We start from the raw sequence: 15,999 nt of genomic DNA on the forward strand, positions 1-15,999 counted from the left end.
CATGACCCGCATCGACAACGCCCGCGTGATCCGCGCGCCCCACGGCACCGACCTGTCGGCCAAGAGCTGGCTGACGGAGGCGCCGCTCCGCATGCTGATGAACAACCTCGATCCCAACGTCGCCGAGAAGCCCGGCGAGCTCGTGGTCTATGGCGGCATCGGCCGCGCGGCGCGCGACTGGGAGAGCTTCGACCGCATCGTGGCCGCCCTGAAGAACCTGGAGGCCGACGAGACGCTTCTCGTGCAGTCCGGTAAGCCGGTCGGCGTGTTTCGCACCCATGCGGATGCGCCGCGCGTGCTGATCGCCAATTCCAATCTCGTGCCGCACTGGGCCACCTGGGACAAGTTCCACGAGCTCGATCGCAAGGGCCTGATGATGTACGGCCAGATGACGGCCGGCTCGTGGATTTATATCGGCACGCAGGGCATCGTGCAGGGCACTTACGAGACCTTCGTGGAGGTCGGCCGCCAGCACTACGGCGGCGATCTCTCCGGTCGCTGGATCCTCACCGGCGGCCTCGGCGGCATGGGCGGCGCGCAGCCGCTCGCCGCCACCATGGCGGGCGCCTCCTGCCTGGCGGTCGAGTGCCAGCCGAGCCGCATCGAGATGCGCCTGCGCACAGGCTATGTGGACCGGCGCGCCGACACGCTCGACGAGGCTCTGGCCATCATCGAGCAATCCTGCCGCGACCGGAAGCCCGTGTCGGTCGGCCTCCTCGGCAATGCGGCCGAGGTGTTTCCCGAGATCTACCGGCGTGGCATCCGTCCCGATGCGGTGACCGATCAGACTTCCGCGCACGATCCGATCAACGGCTACCTCCCGAAGGGCTGGACCCTCGCCGAGTGGGAGACCAGGCGCGAGACCGATCCCAAGGCGGTGGAGCACGCCGCCAAGCAATCCATGGCCGAGCACGTGCGCGCCATGCTCGACTTCCACAAGGCCGGCGTGCCGACCCTGGATTACGGCAACAACATCCGCCAGATGGCCAAGGAGGAAGGCGTCGCCGACGCGTTCGACTTTCCGGGCTTCGTGCCGGCCTATATCCGCCCGCTCTTCTGCCGCGGCATCGGACCGTTCCGCTGGTGCGCGCTCTCGGGCGATCCGGAGGATATCTACAAGACCGACGCCAAGGTGAAGGAGCTGCTGCCCGACAACAAGCACCTGCACAACTGGCTCGACATGGCGAAGGAGCGCATCCAGTTCCAGGGCCTGCCTGCCCGCATCTGCTGGGTCGGCCTCGGCGACCGGCATCGTCTCGGCCTCGCGTTCAACGAGATGGTCGCGAAGGGCGAGCTGAAAGCCCCGATCGTGATCGGCCGCGACCACCTCGATTCCGGCTCGGTCGCGAGCCCGAACCGCGAGACGGAGGCCATGAAGGACGGCTCCGACGCCGTGTCCGACTGGCCGCTCCTCAACGCGCTCCTCAACTGCGCGTCCGGGGCCACCTGGGTGTCGCTGCACCATGGCGGCGGCGTCGGCATGGGGTTCTCGCAGCATTCCGGCATGGTGATCGTCTGCGACGGAACGCCGGAGGCGGCCAAGCGCATCGAGCGCGTGCTGTGGAACGACCCGGCCACCGGCGTGATGCGCCATGCAGATGCGGGCTACGACATCGCGGTCGATTGCGCCCACGAGCACGGCCTCAACCTGCCGAGCCTGCGCTGATGGCGACGCGTGTCATCCGCAACCAGGATCTCGTCCGCGTACCTTGGAAGAACGGCCACGGTACCACCGCGGAGGTCGCCGCCTTTCCCGAGGGCTCGGGCTTCGAGACCTTCGGCTGGCGCGTCAGCATGGCGGATGTGGCCTCTGACGGACCGTTCTCGCGCTTTCCGGGGATCGACCGGACTCTGATCGTGGTCGAAGGCGGCGGCATCGAACTCGACGTGGAAGGCGTGTCCTACCGATTGGACCAGGGCACGCCGAAGCTCTCCTTCTCAGGCGACGACATCACCGCCGGGCGCCTCCTGTCCGGCCCGATCCGCGACCTCAACGTGATGACTCGGCGTGAGCAGTTCCGGCATCGGACCCGTTTCGTGGAATCGGGGGTTGCTCTTCTGTCGGAGAACACGGATGCCGCTTTCATCGTCCCGCTCGACGGCTCATTCGACGTGACCGTCGATTCGGCGATCCATTCGCTCGGGAGGCTCGATGCCCTGATGCTGGACGCGACGCAGGATCTGATCGCCCTGTCAGGGACTGGACGCGCGGTTCTCGTGGAGATTGCACCCGACCTCTCGTAGGAGCGCAATTTTTGATCCGGGATGCCCAAAACGGCGGCAAGTCGAAATGTCTATACATTTGACATTGCCGCTCCGGCATGGTGCCATCCGCCCGCTTAAGAGGAACGCTGCCCGGGGACGACAGCGTCCATGGGAACAGCGGGCGGAACGAGCCAGGAAATTGAAGGAACGGAGGCTGCAATGAAGGCGGTATTGGGTGGTTTGGCCGTGTTGGCGCTGGCGGTCGGTTCGGCCTCGGCGCAGGAGACGAAGGTGGCCATCGGCATCTCGGGCTGGACGGGCTTCGCGCCCCTGACGCTCGCCAAGGAAGCCGGGATCTTCAAGAAGAACGGCCTCGACGTCACGATCAAGAAGGTCCCGCAGGCAAGTCGGCACCTCGCCATCCAGTCCGGCGACATCCAATGCGCCGCCACGACGGTCGAGACCTGGATCGTGTGGAACGCGAACGGCGTCCCCACCAAGCAGATCTTCCAGCTCGACAAGAGCTACGGGGCCGACGGCATGGTGGTGAAGAACGACATCGCGTCCATCAAGGACATCAAGGGCAAGCAAGTCGCCGCCTCCGCGCCCGGCACGTCGCCCTATTTCGCCCTCTCCTGGATGCTCAAGAAGAACGGCCTGTCGGTGAAGGACGTGACCGTGGTCAACATGGAGCCGGGCCCGGCCGCCCAGGCCTTCATCGCCGGCCAGAACGACGCTGCCATGACCTACGAGCCTTATCTCTCGTCCGTGCGCGCGGCGCCTCAATCCGGCAAGATCATCGCCACCACGCTCGACTATCCGATGGTCATGGACACCTTCGGCTGCACGCCGAAATTCCTCGCCGACAATCCGAAGGCCGCGAAGGCCTTTGCCGACAGCTACTTCGAAGCACTCGACATGATCGCCAAGGACCAGGCGAAGGCCTACGAGATCATGGGCGCGGACGTGAAGCAGACCGGCGAGGCCTTCGGCAAATCGGCCCAGTTCCTGCGCTGGCAGGACCGCGAAGCCAACAAGAAGTTCTTCGCGAGCGAGTTCAAGACCTTCTCGGCGGAAGCCGCCGACCTGCTGCTCGAGACCGGTATCATCAAGCAGAAGCCGGACATGGAAGCGCTCGCGGATACGAGCTTCATTCAGTAACCCATTCCATATGCGGCGGTCCGCTCGAGTGCAGGCCGCCGCGTCGTTCTATCTTCCCGCGCATCGTCCGGCGTCAATCGCCGGATTGCAGAACAGATCACACATGCCTCGTCCTCTCGAACCGGTCAGCCAGGGCACGCGCGTCGCGCTCGGCATCTCCTTCTTCATCCTGTTCTTCGCCGCCTGGGCCTTCGCGACTCTGGGCGGCTTCGTCTCACGCACCTTCCTGGCCGATCCGATCACCATGGTGCAGGACGGCTGGCTGCTACTCACGCGCTTCGGTTTCCTGAACGATATCGGCGTCACGGTCTGGCGTGTCGTCGGCGGTTTCGTGCTCGCGGCGATCGTCGCCGTGCCGCTCGGCATCATGATGGGCGCCTACAAATCCTTCGAAGCCTTCCTCGAACCGTTCGTATCCTTCGCCCGCTACCTGCCGGCCTCCGCCTTCGTGCCGTTGCTCATCCTGTGGGCCGGCATCGGCGAGATGCAGAAGCTCCTCGTGATCTTCATCGGTTCGGTCTTCCAGATCATCCTCATGGTGGCGGTCGCGGTCGGCAACACCCGTCGCGATCTCGTCGAGGCGGCCTATACGCTCGGCTCCAAGGACCGGGGTGTGGTGAGGCGCGTGCTCATTCCGGCCAATGCGCCCGAGATCGCCGAGATCCTGCGGCTCGTGCTCGGCTGGGCCTGGACCTACGTGATCGTCGCGGAGCTCATCGGCTCCTCGTCGGGAATCGGGCACATGATCATCGACAGCCAGGCGCTTCTCGCGACGGGACAGATGATCTTCGGCATCATCGTGATCGGCGTCATCGGCCTCATCTCGGACTTCCTGTTCAAGGCTCTGAACCGCTCGCTCTTCCCCTGGAGGCTCGCATGACCGGCACGATCCTCCAGATCGACAACGTCTCGCGCGTGTTCCCGGGCGTGCGCGGCGGCGCGCCCGTGCGGGCGCTCGAGCCCACGAACCTGCAGGTGGTGCAGAACGACTTCATCACCATTCTCGGCCCGTCCGGCTGCGGGAAATCCACGCTCCTGCGCATCGTCGCGGGCCTCGACCGCCCGAGCGGCGGCCGCGTGCTGCTCAACGGCCGCGGGATCAAGGGACCGGGCGCGGATCGGGGCATGGTGTTCCAGTCCTACACCCTGTTCCCGTGGCTGACGATTGCCGAGAACATCGCGTACGGCCTGCGCGAGAAGGGCATGGCCAAAGCGGAGCGCCAGGACATCGTCGCGTCGTACACGGACAAGGTGGGCTTGCGCGGCTTCGAGAATCATTATCCCAAGCAGCTCTCCGGCGGCATGCAGCAGCGCACCGCCATCGCCCGGGCGCTCGCCAACGATCCGGACATCCTGCTCCTCGACGAGCCCTTCGGCGCCCTCGACAACCAGACCCGCGGACTGATGCAGGAGCTGCTGCTGGGCATCTGGGAACGCGAGCGCAAGACAGTGCTCTTCGTCACCCATGACATCGAGGAAGCGATCTTCCTCGCGTCCCGCGTCGTCGTCATGTCGGCCCGCCCGGGGCGGATCAAGGCGGACATTCCGGTCGACCTGCCGCATCCCCGCCACTACACCATGAAGACGACGCCGGAATTCTCGAGCCTGAAGGCGCAGCTGACCGAAGAGATCCGCGTCGAGGCCATGCAGGCGGAAGGCGTGCATTGACGCTCGAGGCGGCCGCAGCGCATACAACGTAAGGCCTTTGCGCTACCCTTCCGGGTGAATTGACGCTTCAACCGTCTTCAGGCGACCCTTCGTGTCTGTCATATAGGACAAGGCACGATGCTCAAGCGCCTGTTAGCCGGATCCATCCTGATCGCCAGCGGCATGCCCGCCATGGCCGACATCGTCATCGATCAGGCGATGATCACCGCCGGCGAATTGCGGGTCGTCGGGCGGTTGAGCAAACCGCGACAGGTGTCGATCTTCCTCGACGAGCGCTTCGAGGCGAAATCGGATGCCAGCGGCCGTTTCACCTTCCGCATCCCCTATCATCCCGCCAACTGCATCGTGAACCTGCAGGCGGAGAACGAACAGCGTCAGGCGGTCGTCGGATTCTGCGGTCAACGCGGGCCGGAAGGATCAGGCCCCGCACAGCAATCCGCAGCCGTCACACCGACCGAGCCCGGGCCTGCCGGACCACCCGGGCCACAGGGCGAGCCCGGCCGTGATGGAGCCCCCGGCCTTCAGGGGGCTGCCGGTCCGGAAGGACCAGCAGGTCCGCAGGGGCCGGCGGGCCCTCCCGGCCCGCGCGGAGAGCCCGGACCGACAGGTCCGATCGGGGCGCAGGGACCCGCCGGTCCTCCCGGACCACCGGCGAATACAGAAGCGCGCGCCGTCTCGGAAGGTCAGCCTGGCCCTGCAGGACCGGCAGGTCCGGTCGGCCCTGAAGGTCCGGTGGGACCACCCGGGCCACAGGGGCCGCAGGGGCTGGCAGGTCACCAGGGGCCGCAAGGACCCCAGGGCGTGCCGGGACCGCGCGGCGAACCAGGGACTGTCGGCCCACCCGGCCCGGTCGGACCGCCGGGCCCCATCGGAGCGGCAGGACCGGCCGGCGCCATTGGCCCCGCAGGACCACCAGGACCTCAGGGAGTCGCGGGCGCGATCGGTCCCATCGGACCACCGGGTCCAATGGGCCCAGCGGGCCTTACGGGTCCTGCTGGCCTCACCGGGCCGGCCGGCCCGGCAGGTCCCGAGGGCAAGGCCGGACCAGCCGGAACGATCCTGCGCGTCTTCGTTCAGGAATGCGCCTCGCAGGGCCGGTGCATGGCACGCTGTGAGGAGGACGAGTATCCGATCAACGGCACATGCAACCGCGGCGACCGTTTCGACATGGATGAAGCCGGCGTCTACTGCTTCTCCACCGGCGACAGCCCGAAAGGCATGATCGCCCGCGCCATTTGCGCGAAGAAGTGAACGGCTGGATCAATCGCAAACGGGTCCCGGGGCGAGCCCCCGATTACCCCCGATGAGGCATGATGCAGGGACGCTATTGCGTCGCGTGACTGTCCTTGGACCGCGTCGCGGTGTCGCCCGCGAGCCTCGGAGCGAAGCTGCTGTTAAGCGGATGCGGGTTCCATGTGGCGTCTGACGACGAGACGACTTTCAGCCCCCCGAACCAGCGCTGCCTGAAGCGGGTCGCGGCTCTCAGGTCGTCGAAGCCCACCAGCCCCCATTCGTCGAGCAGGTGGTAGAACTCCCAGTCGCTCTCCTGCTCGTCGAGCCAGCGGACCACCTCGGGCTTGAGGTCTCGCCCGCTCTCGTTCCAGACCAGCCAGTCATTGACCATGAAGACATAGGGCCAGAGCTTGGCATAGGCGTCGATTCCATAGCAGGCCGATGACGCCATCTCGGCGTCGCGCCACTTTGCGGCAACGGTCTTTTTCAGCTCGTCGAGGTTCGTCATTGGCCATGTCTCGAACTATATTACGTTATTGACGATAGCACATAGGTGTAACCCAAGAGTAGTAGAAAATGTTTCAACGCTCTGAATTGAAGTCCAAGGCGCATGCACTCTTGTGGCGGTTACATGTGGACTGCCGCGTTTCTCAAGCTCATCTATGGAAATGATCCTAAGACCCCTCCTATCCAATAGTGGTATTGAAGCGAATAAGATCAATCGGTTGCCTCTTCTCATAAGTGGTAAGCCGAAAGAGAGAGGGAACGAATACCTCTTTTGGTACCTATCTGATTAAAGGTGCAGGGAGACTTGCATGACGCCAGACCAGGTCGAACTTGTCGCGCAGGCGTTCTACGGCGCAGAATACCCAGGCGACTGGGGCGATGCTTCCGAGGCTCTGCAAGAGCAATTCAGAGATCTCGCCCGCACGGCCATCCTGCTCCTGCATCGACAGACGTCCCGCAGCCTACTATCTTCTCTCATCATGGCGAAGGTTCTCGAACCTGCCCGCGAAGACGACGTCGTTCAGCTTCCATCCTGAACGCATCGACAGGCCGTCGCGAACCTCTCGATAAACCCTCACGAACCTCCATGTTTGGATGGGAAGGCCACGTCAGGGCCATGCTATCGTTGCAACATATCGCTACGTCATAGCAGGTCCGTTCCATGCCACCTCCGACAAGAAAGCTCGCACTGGCCGCGGCATCCCTCATGGTTCTCGCCGGGTGTCAGAGTTCCGGCCCCATGGCGTCGGCAACGTCTCCAGGCGTGAGCGTCGGTGAGCCGGGATCGGCCTCGGCAAGGGTCCACGCCGAACTGGACGCCGAAGCCCGCGCGCTCGGCAACGCCCAGGGCGTTGCCGCCATGGCGGCATCCATGGACAAGACGGGCGCAGCTTCCATTCCCCTACTCATCGGCGTGAACGCTTCCAACGCGGCTTACCAAGCCAGAAGCGAGGCTCGCGTCAAGGCAGCCGAAGAAGAGGATATGCAGGCGACATACAGGAAATACGGCATGAACCCGGACGGAACGCCGTCAGGCCGACCGGGGCCAGGATCGGCGGCACAATAGACACGCCGGTGCGGCCCCGTCACTCCGCCACGGGAACCGTCAATCCGACCTTGATGCGGTCCATGGCAACCAACGTGCGGAACCGCTTCACGTTGTTGTTTCCGAAGAACAGCCGCCGTGTCAGCGCCTCATAGGCCGTCATCGTCGGCACCACGACGATCAGCACGAAGTCGGCCTCTCCGGTGACGTAGTAGCACTGCTGTACCTCCGGAATGGCAGCGAACTCCCGCTTGGCGGCATCGATCAGCTCGGCGGTCTCGCTGATCACCTCGACCTCAACCACGATCGTGATCGACGGCCCCAACCGCGCTGGATCGACGACCGCGACATTGGCCGTGATGACACCCGCCTCCTCCATGCGTCGGATGCGGCGCTGCACGGCCGGTGCCGACAGGTTGACGGCCTCGCCGATCAGCCGCTGCGGCGTGGCGTTATTCCGCTGAAGAATGGCCAGGATAGCCCGATCATGGCGATCCAGGGTGATCGACGGCAAGGACCTGGACACGGAAACTCCTGGGAATGAAAAAAACTTGCGTATAAGGGCCTCAGATAGAGCGCATCTCTCGTCGGCATTGCAATATCTTCCCGCCATTCGAGGCACGAGGGCGGCGATGTTTCTCTCCAACAGGCACTCCGACTACCACATGCCGCTCGATCCGGCGGATGCCGAGACCCTGAGCGTGAAGGCCGCCGAGGACGTCGAGCGGCATCTGCTCCACCGCGCCAACCATGCTCCGACGCCCCTTCGCACACTTCCGATCCTGGCGGCCGAACTCCGCGTGGGTGCGGTCCATATCAAGGACGAAGGCTTTCGCCTGGGCCTCGGCAGCTTCAAGGCACTCGGCGGATCGTACGCGGTCATCCGGCTCGTGCGGGAGGATGCGAGCAGGCGGCTCGGACGAGCAGTCGATATCGCCGACCTCCGGTCGGCGGACGTTCGTGCGATCGCGGCCGGCATGACTTTCGCCTGCGCGACGGATGGCAACCACGGCCGCTCGGTCGCCCAGGGCGCGCAGCTCGTGGGGGCCAAAGCCGCCATCTTCGTGCATGGCGGCGTCAGCGACGAGCGGGTGGCGGCCATCGCGCGCTTCGGCGCCGAGATCATCCGGGTCGCTGGCACCTACGACGACTCGGTCGCCGAGGCTGCCCAAGTCGCGGCCGCGCGGAACTGGATTGTCGTGTCGGATACGTCCTGGCCCGGCTACGAGCGGATCCCTGGGCTGGTCATGCAGGGCTACACGGCCATGGTGCGGGAAGCCCTGCGCCAGCTCCCCCGACCACCGACCCATGTCTTTGTGCAGGCCGGTGTCGGCGGCGTCGCTGCCGCCGTAGCGGGACATCTCGCCCTCGTGCTCGGCGACCGGCGGCCGACCTTCGTGGTGGTCGAGCCCGCGCGGGCTGCCTGTCTGCTGGAGACTGCCAGGGCGGGACGACCGGTCAAGATCGAGCATGGCGAGCCGACCGTCATGGCGATGCTCGAATGCTACGAGCCGTCCCTCGTCGCTTGGCGCGTGCTTCGTCGCGTGGCGGATGCCTTCATGACCGTCGACGAGGATGACGCCGTCGGGGCGATGAGGCGCCTTGCCCGCCCTGCCGGAAGCGATCCGGCCATCGTGGCCGGCGAGAGCGGCGGAGTGGGCCTGGCCGGCCTCGTCTGCGCGGCGGCCGATCCAGGGAGCAGGGCAGCACTTGGCCTCGATGAGGCGTCCCGCGTGTTCCTCATCAACACCGAAGGGGCCACCGATCCGGAGCGCTACGCCGATTTGGTCGGGATGCCGCCTGACGACGTGGCAACCACCACCAAGGGAGCAGATGCGTGACACCACTTTCCATCAACGCGGAGCGACTGCTCGGACGTCTGCGGGATCTCGGGCAGATCGGTCGAGACGATGATGGCCGGCTTGTGCGGCTCGCCGCCTCCGATGCCGACAGAGCCGGCCGCGACGCCCTCGTCGCCTGGATCCGCGCCGCAGGATTGGAGGTCGTCGTCGACCGCATCGGCAACATCTTCGGGATCTGGAGCAACGACGCGAATGCGGAGCAGGCTCCCGCCCTGCTCGGTTCGCATATCGACACCGTCATCGACGCGGGCATCTATGACGGTTGCTACGGCGTCCTGTCCGGGCTCGAAGTTATCGAAACCCTGAAGGCTGCCGGGTACGCCCCGACGCGGCCGATCGCGGTCGCCGCGTTCACGAACGAGGAAGGCGTGCGCTACGCGCCCGACATGATGGGCTCGCTCGTTCATGCGGGCGGCCTCTCCGTCGACGAAGCGCTGGCGACGATCGGCACCGACGGTACTGTTCTCGGGGCCGAGCTGGAGCGGATCGGCTATGCCGGCACCGAGGAGCCCGGCTTCCTCAGGCCGTACGCCTATGTCGAGCTGCACATCGAACAGGGATCCGTTCTGGAACGCGAGGGCGTGTCCGTCGGCGCGGTCGAGAACCTCCAGGGCATCTCCTGGCAGCGCATCACCATCGAGGGCGAGGCCAACCATGCCGGAACGACGCCGATGGCGATGCGCCGGGACGCAGGCCACGCGGCGGCGTGCGTGGTCACATTTCTGCGCGATCGGGCCCTCAACGCGAACTCGCCCACCGTCGCGACGGTGGGCTGCATGAGCTTCGAGCCGAATGCGATCAACGTCATTCCCTCCCGCGCCATCTTCACGGTCGACCTGCGCGATCCCGACGGGGAGCGGCTCCGGACCGAGGAAGCCGCTCTTGCCGACTACCTGAAGGAGTTGGCCGCCTCCGAAGAGGTCACGATTGCGGTGGACAGGTTGGCGCGGTTCGAGCCCGTGACCTTCGATCGGAACATCGTAGCCCTGATCGAGGGTGCTGCCCGGGAACGCGGTCTGGCCGTGAAGCGCATGACATCGGGCGCCGGCCACGACGCCCAGATGATCGCCCGGATCGCGCCGGCGGCGATGATCTTCGTGCCGAGCATCGGCGGCATCAGTCACAATCCCCGCGAGCACACCCCGGACGCCGATCTCGTCGCGGGCGCCAACATCCTGCTCGACGTGGTCGCCCGCCTCGCAGCCCGGTAAGGAGAACCCCATGGCCCTGGATCTGGATGCCCTCCAACGGGAGATGACCGCCTGGCGGCGTGACCTGCACGCTCATCCGGAATTCGGCTTCGAGGAAAAGCGAACGAGCGCCTTCGTGGCCGCGAAACTGCGCGAATTCGGTCTCAACGACGTCGCCGAGGGTATCGGCGGAACAGGTGTCGTCGGCACGCTGACGCGAGGCAGCGGCAATCGGGCGATCGCCCTTCGGGCCGATATGGACGCGCTGCGCATCACGGAGCAGAACGCTTGCGACTATCGTTCCCAGAACCTCGGTATCATGCATGCCTGCGGCCATGACGGCCACACCGCCATGCTGCTGGGGGCGGCGAAGCTCCTGGCCGAGGATGGCGGCTTCGACGGCACCGTGCGTTTCGTCTTCCAGCCCGCCGAGGAATGGGGCAAGGGAGCGCTCGCCATGCTGGCCGACGGATTGATGGAGCGGTTCCCGTTCGAGGAGATCTACGGTCTGCACAACATGCCGGGTCTGCCGGTCGGGCATTTCCAGACGCGCCCGGGGCCGATCATGTCGGCGGAGGACAATTTCGAGATCGTTCTCAAGGGCGTCGGCGGACATGCCGCCCGCCCGCACTGGGGCAGCGAGGTGCTGGTCGCCGCCTGCGCCACCGTCATGAACCTCCAGACCATCGTGTCGCGCCGCCTCAGCCCGACCGATGTCGGCGTCGTATCGGTGACCGAGCTCACCACGGACGGTACCCGCAATGCCCTGCCTGGGCTCGCACGCATCCTGGGCGACGCCCGCAGTTTCCGGCCCGAGATCAGCGCCGGGATCGAGAAGCAGATGCGCGTCATCGCGGAGGGTACGGCGCTGACCTACAACGTCGCCGCCGAGGTGACCTACACGCGTGAATTCGTGCCGACTCTGAACGATGCGGCCCTGGTGGACGAAGCCTTCGCGGCCGCGCGAACCGTGTTCGAACACGACCATGTCGCAACGGCGCGCGAGCCCATGACCGGCTCCGAGGACTTCGCCCGCTTCCTCGAACATGTGCCCGGATGCTTCGCCTTCGTCGGCAACGGCGAGAGTTCCGCGCCCCTGCACAATCCGGCCTACGACTTCAACGACGAGGGGCTGCTCTTCGGCGCGTGTTTCCACGCTGCGATCGCCCGAAAGCGTCTCCCGTCGGCCTGACGTGACCGAGCCGACACGATGTCGATGACGACGACCCGCTCGAACGAGCGATGCGGCCTCACGGTGCCTCGAACAATGCGACGCCGTCGCGAGCGATGACCTTTCCGCCCTTCAGCACCATCCTGCGCGGACGGCGGCTGACGACGGCATCTGCCAGAGTCTCACCCTCGACAAGAACGAGATCGGCTCTGTCGCCGGTGTTGAGACCGTAATCGTCCAGGCCCATCATCCGCGCACCGCCATGGGTACATGTGTCGAGCGCCAGCGCCACCTCGTCGTCGCGCCGGAGATTGTTGCGCAAGCCCACGAGCACGGCGCGCTCCAGCATGTCCGGGTTGTTGTAGGGGCCCCAGGTATCGCGCACGCCGTCGGTGCCCGCCGCGACGACGATGCCCGCCTCCACCAGACGCTTGACCGCAGGGGCTGGTCTCGAGGCGGGCGCCGTGGTCAGGATGTGGATCCGAGCCTCGGCCAGGGCGTCGATCAGCGCCGGGACGTAGTCCTGATCGGCCATGCCGAGGCAGAAGGCGTGGCTGATCGTAACCTTCCCCTGCAGACCCAGCGCCTTCGTGCGCTCGATGATGAGCTCCATGGAAAACGCCCCCAGCTCCGCCGGTTCATGGAGATGGATGTCGACCGGCACGCCATGGCGCTCGGCGAGCCCGAACACGGCGTCGAGATGCCCCTTCGGGTCGCGGTCGATGGCTGCCGGATCGAGACCTCCGACCACTTGGGCGCCAAGCTGAAGGGCTCTGTCCATGAGTTCGACCGTGCCGGGCCGGATGAGCATGCCGCTCTGCGGGAATGCGACGAGTTCGATGTCGATCATGTCGCGGTAGCGCTCCCGCGTCTCGAGAACGCCTTCGATGCCCGCGACGCCAACCTCGGTGTCCACGTCGACGTGGGTCCGGATATGGGTCGTTCCGAGGGAGGCGGCGAGCACGGCCTGCCGGGCCGACTGGCGGGCCGGATCGATTCCGAGAACCCGACGTTGCATCCGCTCGTTCTCGATCTTGTCGATCAGGCGCGGTCCGACCTCGTTGCGGTACCAGCCCATCCCGAGGAGCGTCTTGTCCATGTGGGTATGAGCCTCCACGAGGCCCGGGATCATGATCGCCCCGCCCCCGTCCAGGGTCTCCGCGCCGCCCTCGACCTCTTGTCCGTAACCGGCAATCCGCCCCTCGCGGATCATCACCGAGGTCGCCTCTCCGCCCATCGGGCGCACGTTGCGGATCACCAGGGTATGCATCAGCAGCCTCGCTTCTTACGTCTGTTTCCATCCGGCATTGGCCAAGGGCCTTGCCGGTTCGTCTACTTTGTATACAATGTTGAATACAGAATGCCAACGAAAACTCCTCTTCCTGCGCGGGGAGTTTTGTGGAACATAGTTCGTCCTTAGTCCTTCGAGTTGCCCAGCACGCTGTCATGAACGCACCGGTCAGAAAGCCAAAATCAGCCACCGGCACCCGAAGCGAGTCCGTCTATGCCGGGCTTCGCCGCGCGATCATCGAGCAGGCCCTGATGCCGGGCGACAAGCTGACCGAGGATCTGATCGGCGACCGGTTCGGCGTCAGCCGGACGATCGTCAGAACCGCCCTGGCCCGCCTCCATGCCGAGGGTCTCGTCGACATGCAGCCGAACAAGGGGGCTACCATCGCTCAGCCGAGCCTGTCAGAAGCCCACGACGTCTTCGAGGCGAGAATGTGCCTTGAGCGTCAAGTTCTTGTTCGGCTTGCGAAAAAGGTGACGGATCAGGATATCGAGAAATTGCAGCAGCATGTGGCGCTCGAGGCCAAGGCCAATGCGCATGACGGCCCCGCGGCAATACGTCTGGCGGGAGAGTTCCACATTCTGCTGGCCTCCCTCTCCGGCAACGGCGTCCTTGCGCGCTATGTGGACGAAGTGGTGTCGCGCTGCTCGCTGATCCTAGCCCTCTACGGCAGGCCGCATTCCTCGGATTGCTCCATCAACGAGCACCAGCAGATCATCGACGCGCTCCGGACGGGCAACAGCCAGGCTGCTGCCGATGCGATGGAGCACCATCTCAAGGCGGTGACCGACAGGGCGCTGCTGTCCTCGAACTCCGACCGGCACCGCGACATCCGGTCCATTCTGGACCGCTACGCGTCCTGACGTCGGCCTGCCGGTTCTCAGCCGATCCCATAGACATTGGAAAACCTTCGCCGCTTGGTCACTGAGCCGGGCCTGCCGGCATTTGCGCCTGCGGGTGGTGAATATTCGGTCAAGAGCAGAATTGACGCCCTCATTTTTGTATGCAAATTTCGACTCCATTGTATCCAATAAAGAATCCATTCCAGAGGATCTGTGGAGGCCGAAATGAACACCAGACTCGCTGCCAGCCTGACGATCGCCGGCGTCCTGATCGGGATGCCGGCAGAGGCCAAGACCCTGCGGTGGGCCTCGCCCACGGACATCACCACACTCGATCCCTACGCCCATACGGAGAGCTTCACCACGAGCATGCTCCACCACGTCTTCGACCCGCTGGTGCGCCGCGGCCGCACGCTCGAGCTTGAACCGGCCCTGGCGGTAAGCTGGAAGACCGTGAAGCCGGACACCTGGCGCTTTGAGCTGCGCCGGAACGTGAAATTCCACAACGGGAACCCATTCACGGCGGACGACGTGGTGGCCTCGATCAGCCGCATCCTCGATCCCGGAGCCCGGGCCCGCGGCAACCTGGCGACCGTGGTCAGGGCGGAAAAGGTCGACGACTTCACGGTCGACATCGTCACGCAGGGACCCTATCCGCTTCTCCTCAACGATCTCGCCGGCATCTACATCCTCGACAAGGAATGGATGGAGGCCAACGGCGCCCTGAAGCCCGGCAACATCGCGACCGGCGTCACGACGGCCGCATCGACCACCGCCGTCGGCACCGGGCCGTTCAAGGTGGAATCGTACAAGCCGGACGCTGGCACGACCTTCGTGGTCAACCCGGACTGGTGGGACAAGCCCCAGCACAACCTCACCCGCATCGAGTTCAAGCCGGTGAAGTCGGACGCAACCCGAGTCGCGGCTCTCCTGTCGGGTGAACTCGACCTGATCGCCCCGGCGCCGCTCCAGGATCTCCAGCGGATCTCCGCATCTCCGGGCTTCAAGGTCATCGAGGAGCCGTCGCTCCGCCTGATCATGCTCTCGCTCAATGTCCGTCCCGAGCTGAAGGCCATGCCGGGCCAGAAGAACCCGCTGCTCGACGTCAAGGTGCGTCAGGCCATGTGGCATGCCATTGATCTCGAGACGATCAAGAAGCGGGTTATGCGCGACAAGTCGCGGACGACCGGAACGCTCGTCGCACCGCCGGTCCCGGGCTACGCGAAGGAGAACGACGTGCCTCTGGCCTATGACCAGGCCAAGGCCAAGCAGCTCCTGGCTGAAGCCGGTTATCCAAACGGTTTCAAGACCAAGCTGAACTGCCCGAACGACCGCTACATCAACGACGAGCAGACCTGCGTGGCGATTGCGTCCATGTGGGCGAAGGTCGGCATCCAGGCGGAACTCCAGACCGAGTCCCGCGCCACCTACTTCCCGCGCCAGGACCGCGGCGAGTTCGATGTTTCGATGGTGGGCTGGGCAACCTTGCCGCCCATGGACGGCTTCAGCGTGCTCTCGTCCCTGCTCACCGAGCAGAAGGACGGCTATGGCGGCTCCAACGCGGGCACCTACAGCAATCCCAAGATCGAGGAGCTGACCCGAAAGGCCGCCGTCGAGCTCGACGAGACCAAGCGCCGCGCCATGCTGGCCGAAGCGCTCAAGGTCGCACGGGACACAGTGGCCTACATCCCGCTCCACCAGCAGCCGCTGGCCTGGGCGGTCCGCGACGGCGTCGACGTTCCGCAGTTCCCGGACGAGTACGTCCGCCTGTGGTTCGCGACGGTCAAGTGAACCCGCAAGTCAACCCTTTGGAGACGCGCGGCT

At 65.3% G+C, this 15,999-nt stretch carries 16 protein-coding genes; 13 read left to right on the forward strand and 3 right to left on the reverse strand.

Translation table 11 applies throughout. The annotated features are described in order from the left end of the window. Position 1 precedes the first annotated feature (1 nt). The 6 genes from hutU (at position 2) to KBI52_RS33700 (ending at position 6,285) form a co-directional block, all read left to right on the forward strand. Entirely contained in the window at positions 2-1,666 is a 1,665-nt protein-coding gene (hutU, locus tag KBI52_RS28920; RefSeq protein ID WP_173949274.1) for a urocanate hydratase, read from the forward strand. Further along, a complete protein-coding gene (locus KBI52_RS28925) occupies positions 1,666-2,244 on the forward strand; it encodes a HutD family protein (RefSeq protein ID WP_210812497.1) in 579 nt (192 codons plus the stop codon). Before hutU ends, KBI52_RS28925 begins: the two co-directional genes overlap by 1 nt. A gap of 180 nt (positions 2,245-2,424) precedes the next feature. Further along, entirely contained in the window at positions 2,425-3,366 is a 942-nt protein-coding gene (locus KBI52_RS28930; RefSeq protein WP_173949272.1) for an ABC transporter substrate-binding protein, read from the forward strand. A 103-nt stretch (positions 3,367-3,469) separates the two neighbouring features. Beyond that, positions 3,470-4,246 carry an ABC transporter permease gene (locus tag KBI52_RS28935; protein WP_173949271.1) on the forward strand — a complete coding sequence of 259 codons (777 nt, stop codon included), beginning with the start codon at positions 3,470-3,472 and terminating at the stop codon, positions 4,244-4,246. Beyond that, entirely contained in the window at positions 4,243-5,034 is a 792-nt protein-coding gene (locus KBI52_RS28940) for an ABC transporter ATP-binding protein (protein ID WP_173949270.1), read from the forward strand. The genes KBI52_RS28935 and KBI52_RS28940 overlap by 4 nt, the downstream gene beginning before the upstream one ends. A gap of 117 nt (positions 5,035-5,151) precedes the next feature. Further along, positions 5,152-6,285: a hypothetical protein gene (locus KBI52_RS33700; protein WP_210812498.1), complete on the forward strand. Its 1,134-nt coding sequence runs from the start codon at positions 5,152-5,154 to the stop codon at positions 6,283-6,285. Between the two features lie 73 nt (positions 6,286-6,358). Here the strand turns inward: KBI52_RS33700 and KBI52_RS28950 are convergent, their stop codons facing one another. Further along, complete coding sequence (locus KBI52_RS28950) at positions 6,359-6,775, reverse strand: hypothetical protein (RefSeq protein WP_210812499.1); 417 nt, start codon at positions 6,773-6,775, stop codon at positions 6,359-6,361. A 307-nt stretch (positions 6,776-7,082) separates the two neighbouring features. On the opposite strand from KBI52_RS28950, the gene KBI52_RS28955 reads away from it, so the two are divergent. Both KBI52_RS28955 and KBI52_RS28960 read left to right on the forward strand, forming a co-directional pair. Then, a complete protein-coding gene (locus tag KBI52_RS28955; protein ID WP_210812500.1) occupies positions 7,083-7,310 on the forward strand; it encodes a hypothetical protein in 228 nt (75 codons plus the stop codon). A gap of 125 nt (positions 7,311-7,435) precedes the next feature. Next, positions 7,436-7,840 (forward strand): hypothetical protein, encoded by a 405-nt coding sequence (locus tag KBI52_RS28960; RefSeq protein ID WP_210812501.1) that lies wholly within the window; start codon positions 7,436-7,438, stop codon positions 7,838-7,840. 19 nt (positions 7,841-7,859) lie between these two features. On the opposite strand, the gene KBI52_RS28965 is transcribed toward KBI52_RS28960, so the two are convergent. Next, a complete protein-coding gene (locus KBI52_RS28965; RefSeq protein ID WP_259060110.1) occupies positions 7,860-8,345 on the reverse strand; it encodes an Lrp/AsnC family transcriptional regulator in 486 nt (161 codons plus the stop codon). Positions 8,346-8,451: 106 nt separating this feature from the next. Here KBI52_RS28965 and KBI52_RS28970 point away from each other — a divergent pair, with 106 nt between their 5' ends. The 3 genes from KBI52_RS28970 to KBI52_RS28980 are packed head-to-tail and all read left to right on the forward strand — an operon-like array spanning position 8,452 to position 12,063. Further along, entirely contained in the window at positions 8,452-9,660 is a 1,209-nt protein-coding gene (locus KBI52_RS28970) for a diaminopropionate ammonia-lyase (protein ID WP_210812502.1), read from the forward strand. After that, positions 9,657-10,892, forward strand: coding sequence for a Zn-dependent hydrolase (locus KBI52_RS28975; RefSeq protein WP_210812503.1), 1,236 nt, complete (start codon positions 9,657-9,659; stop codon positions 10,890-10,892). The genes KBI52_RS28970 and KBI52_RS28975 overlap by 4 nt, the downstream gene beginning before the upstream one ends. 10 nt (positions 10,893-10,902) lie before the next feature. Beyond that, on the forward strand, positions 10,903-12,063 hold the full coding sequence (locus KBI52_RS28980; protein WP_210812504.1) for a M20 aminoacylase family protein: 1,161 nt from the start codon (positions 10,903-10,905) through the stop codon (positions 12,061-12,063). 58 nt (positions 12,064-12,121) lie between these two features. Here KBI52_RS28980 and KBI52_RS28985 read toward each other — a convergent pair whose 3' ends face one another. Then, positions 12,122-13,312 (reverse strand): amidohydrolase family protein, encoded by a 1,191-nt coding sequence (locus tag KBI52_RS28985; protein ID WP_210812505.1) that lies wholly within the window; start codon positions 13,310-13,312, stop codon positions 12,122-12,124. Positions 13,313-13,488: 176 nt separating this feature from the next. Here KBI52_RS28985 and KBI52_RS28990 point away from each other — a divergent pair, with 176 nt between their 5' ends. After that, a complete protein-coding gene (locus tag KBI52_RS28990) occupies positions 13,489-14,196 on the forward strand; it encodes a GntR family transcriptional regulator (protein WP_210812506.1) in 708 nt (235 codons plus the stop codon). A gap of 204 nt (positions 14,197-14,400) precedes the next feature. Continuing rightward, a complete protein-coding gene (locus KBI52_RS28995) occupies positions 14,401-15,966 on the forward strand; it encodes an ABC transporter substrate-binding protein (RefSeq protein WP_173949260.1) in 1,566 nt (521 codons plus the stop codon). The last annotated feature ends 33 nt before the right edge of the window (positions 15,967-15,999 follow it).

The organism is Microvirga sp. HBU67558 (assembly GCF_018069605.1).
Taxonomy (GTDB): domain Bacteria; phylum Pseudomonadota; class Alphaproteobacteria; order Rhizobiales; family Beijerinckiaceae; genus Microvirga; species Microvirga terrae.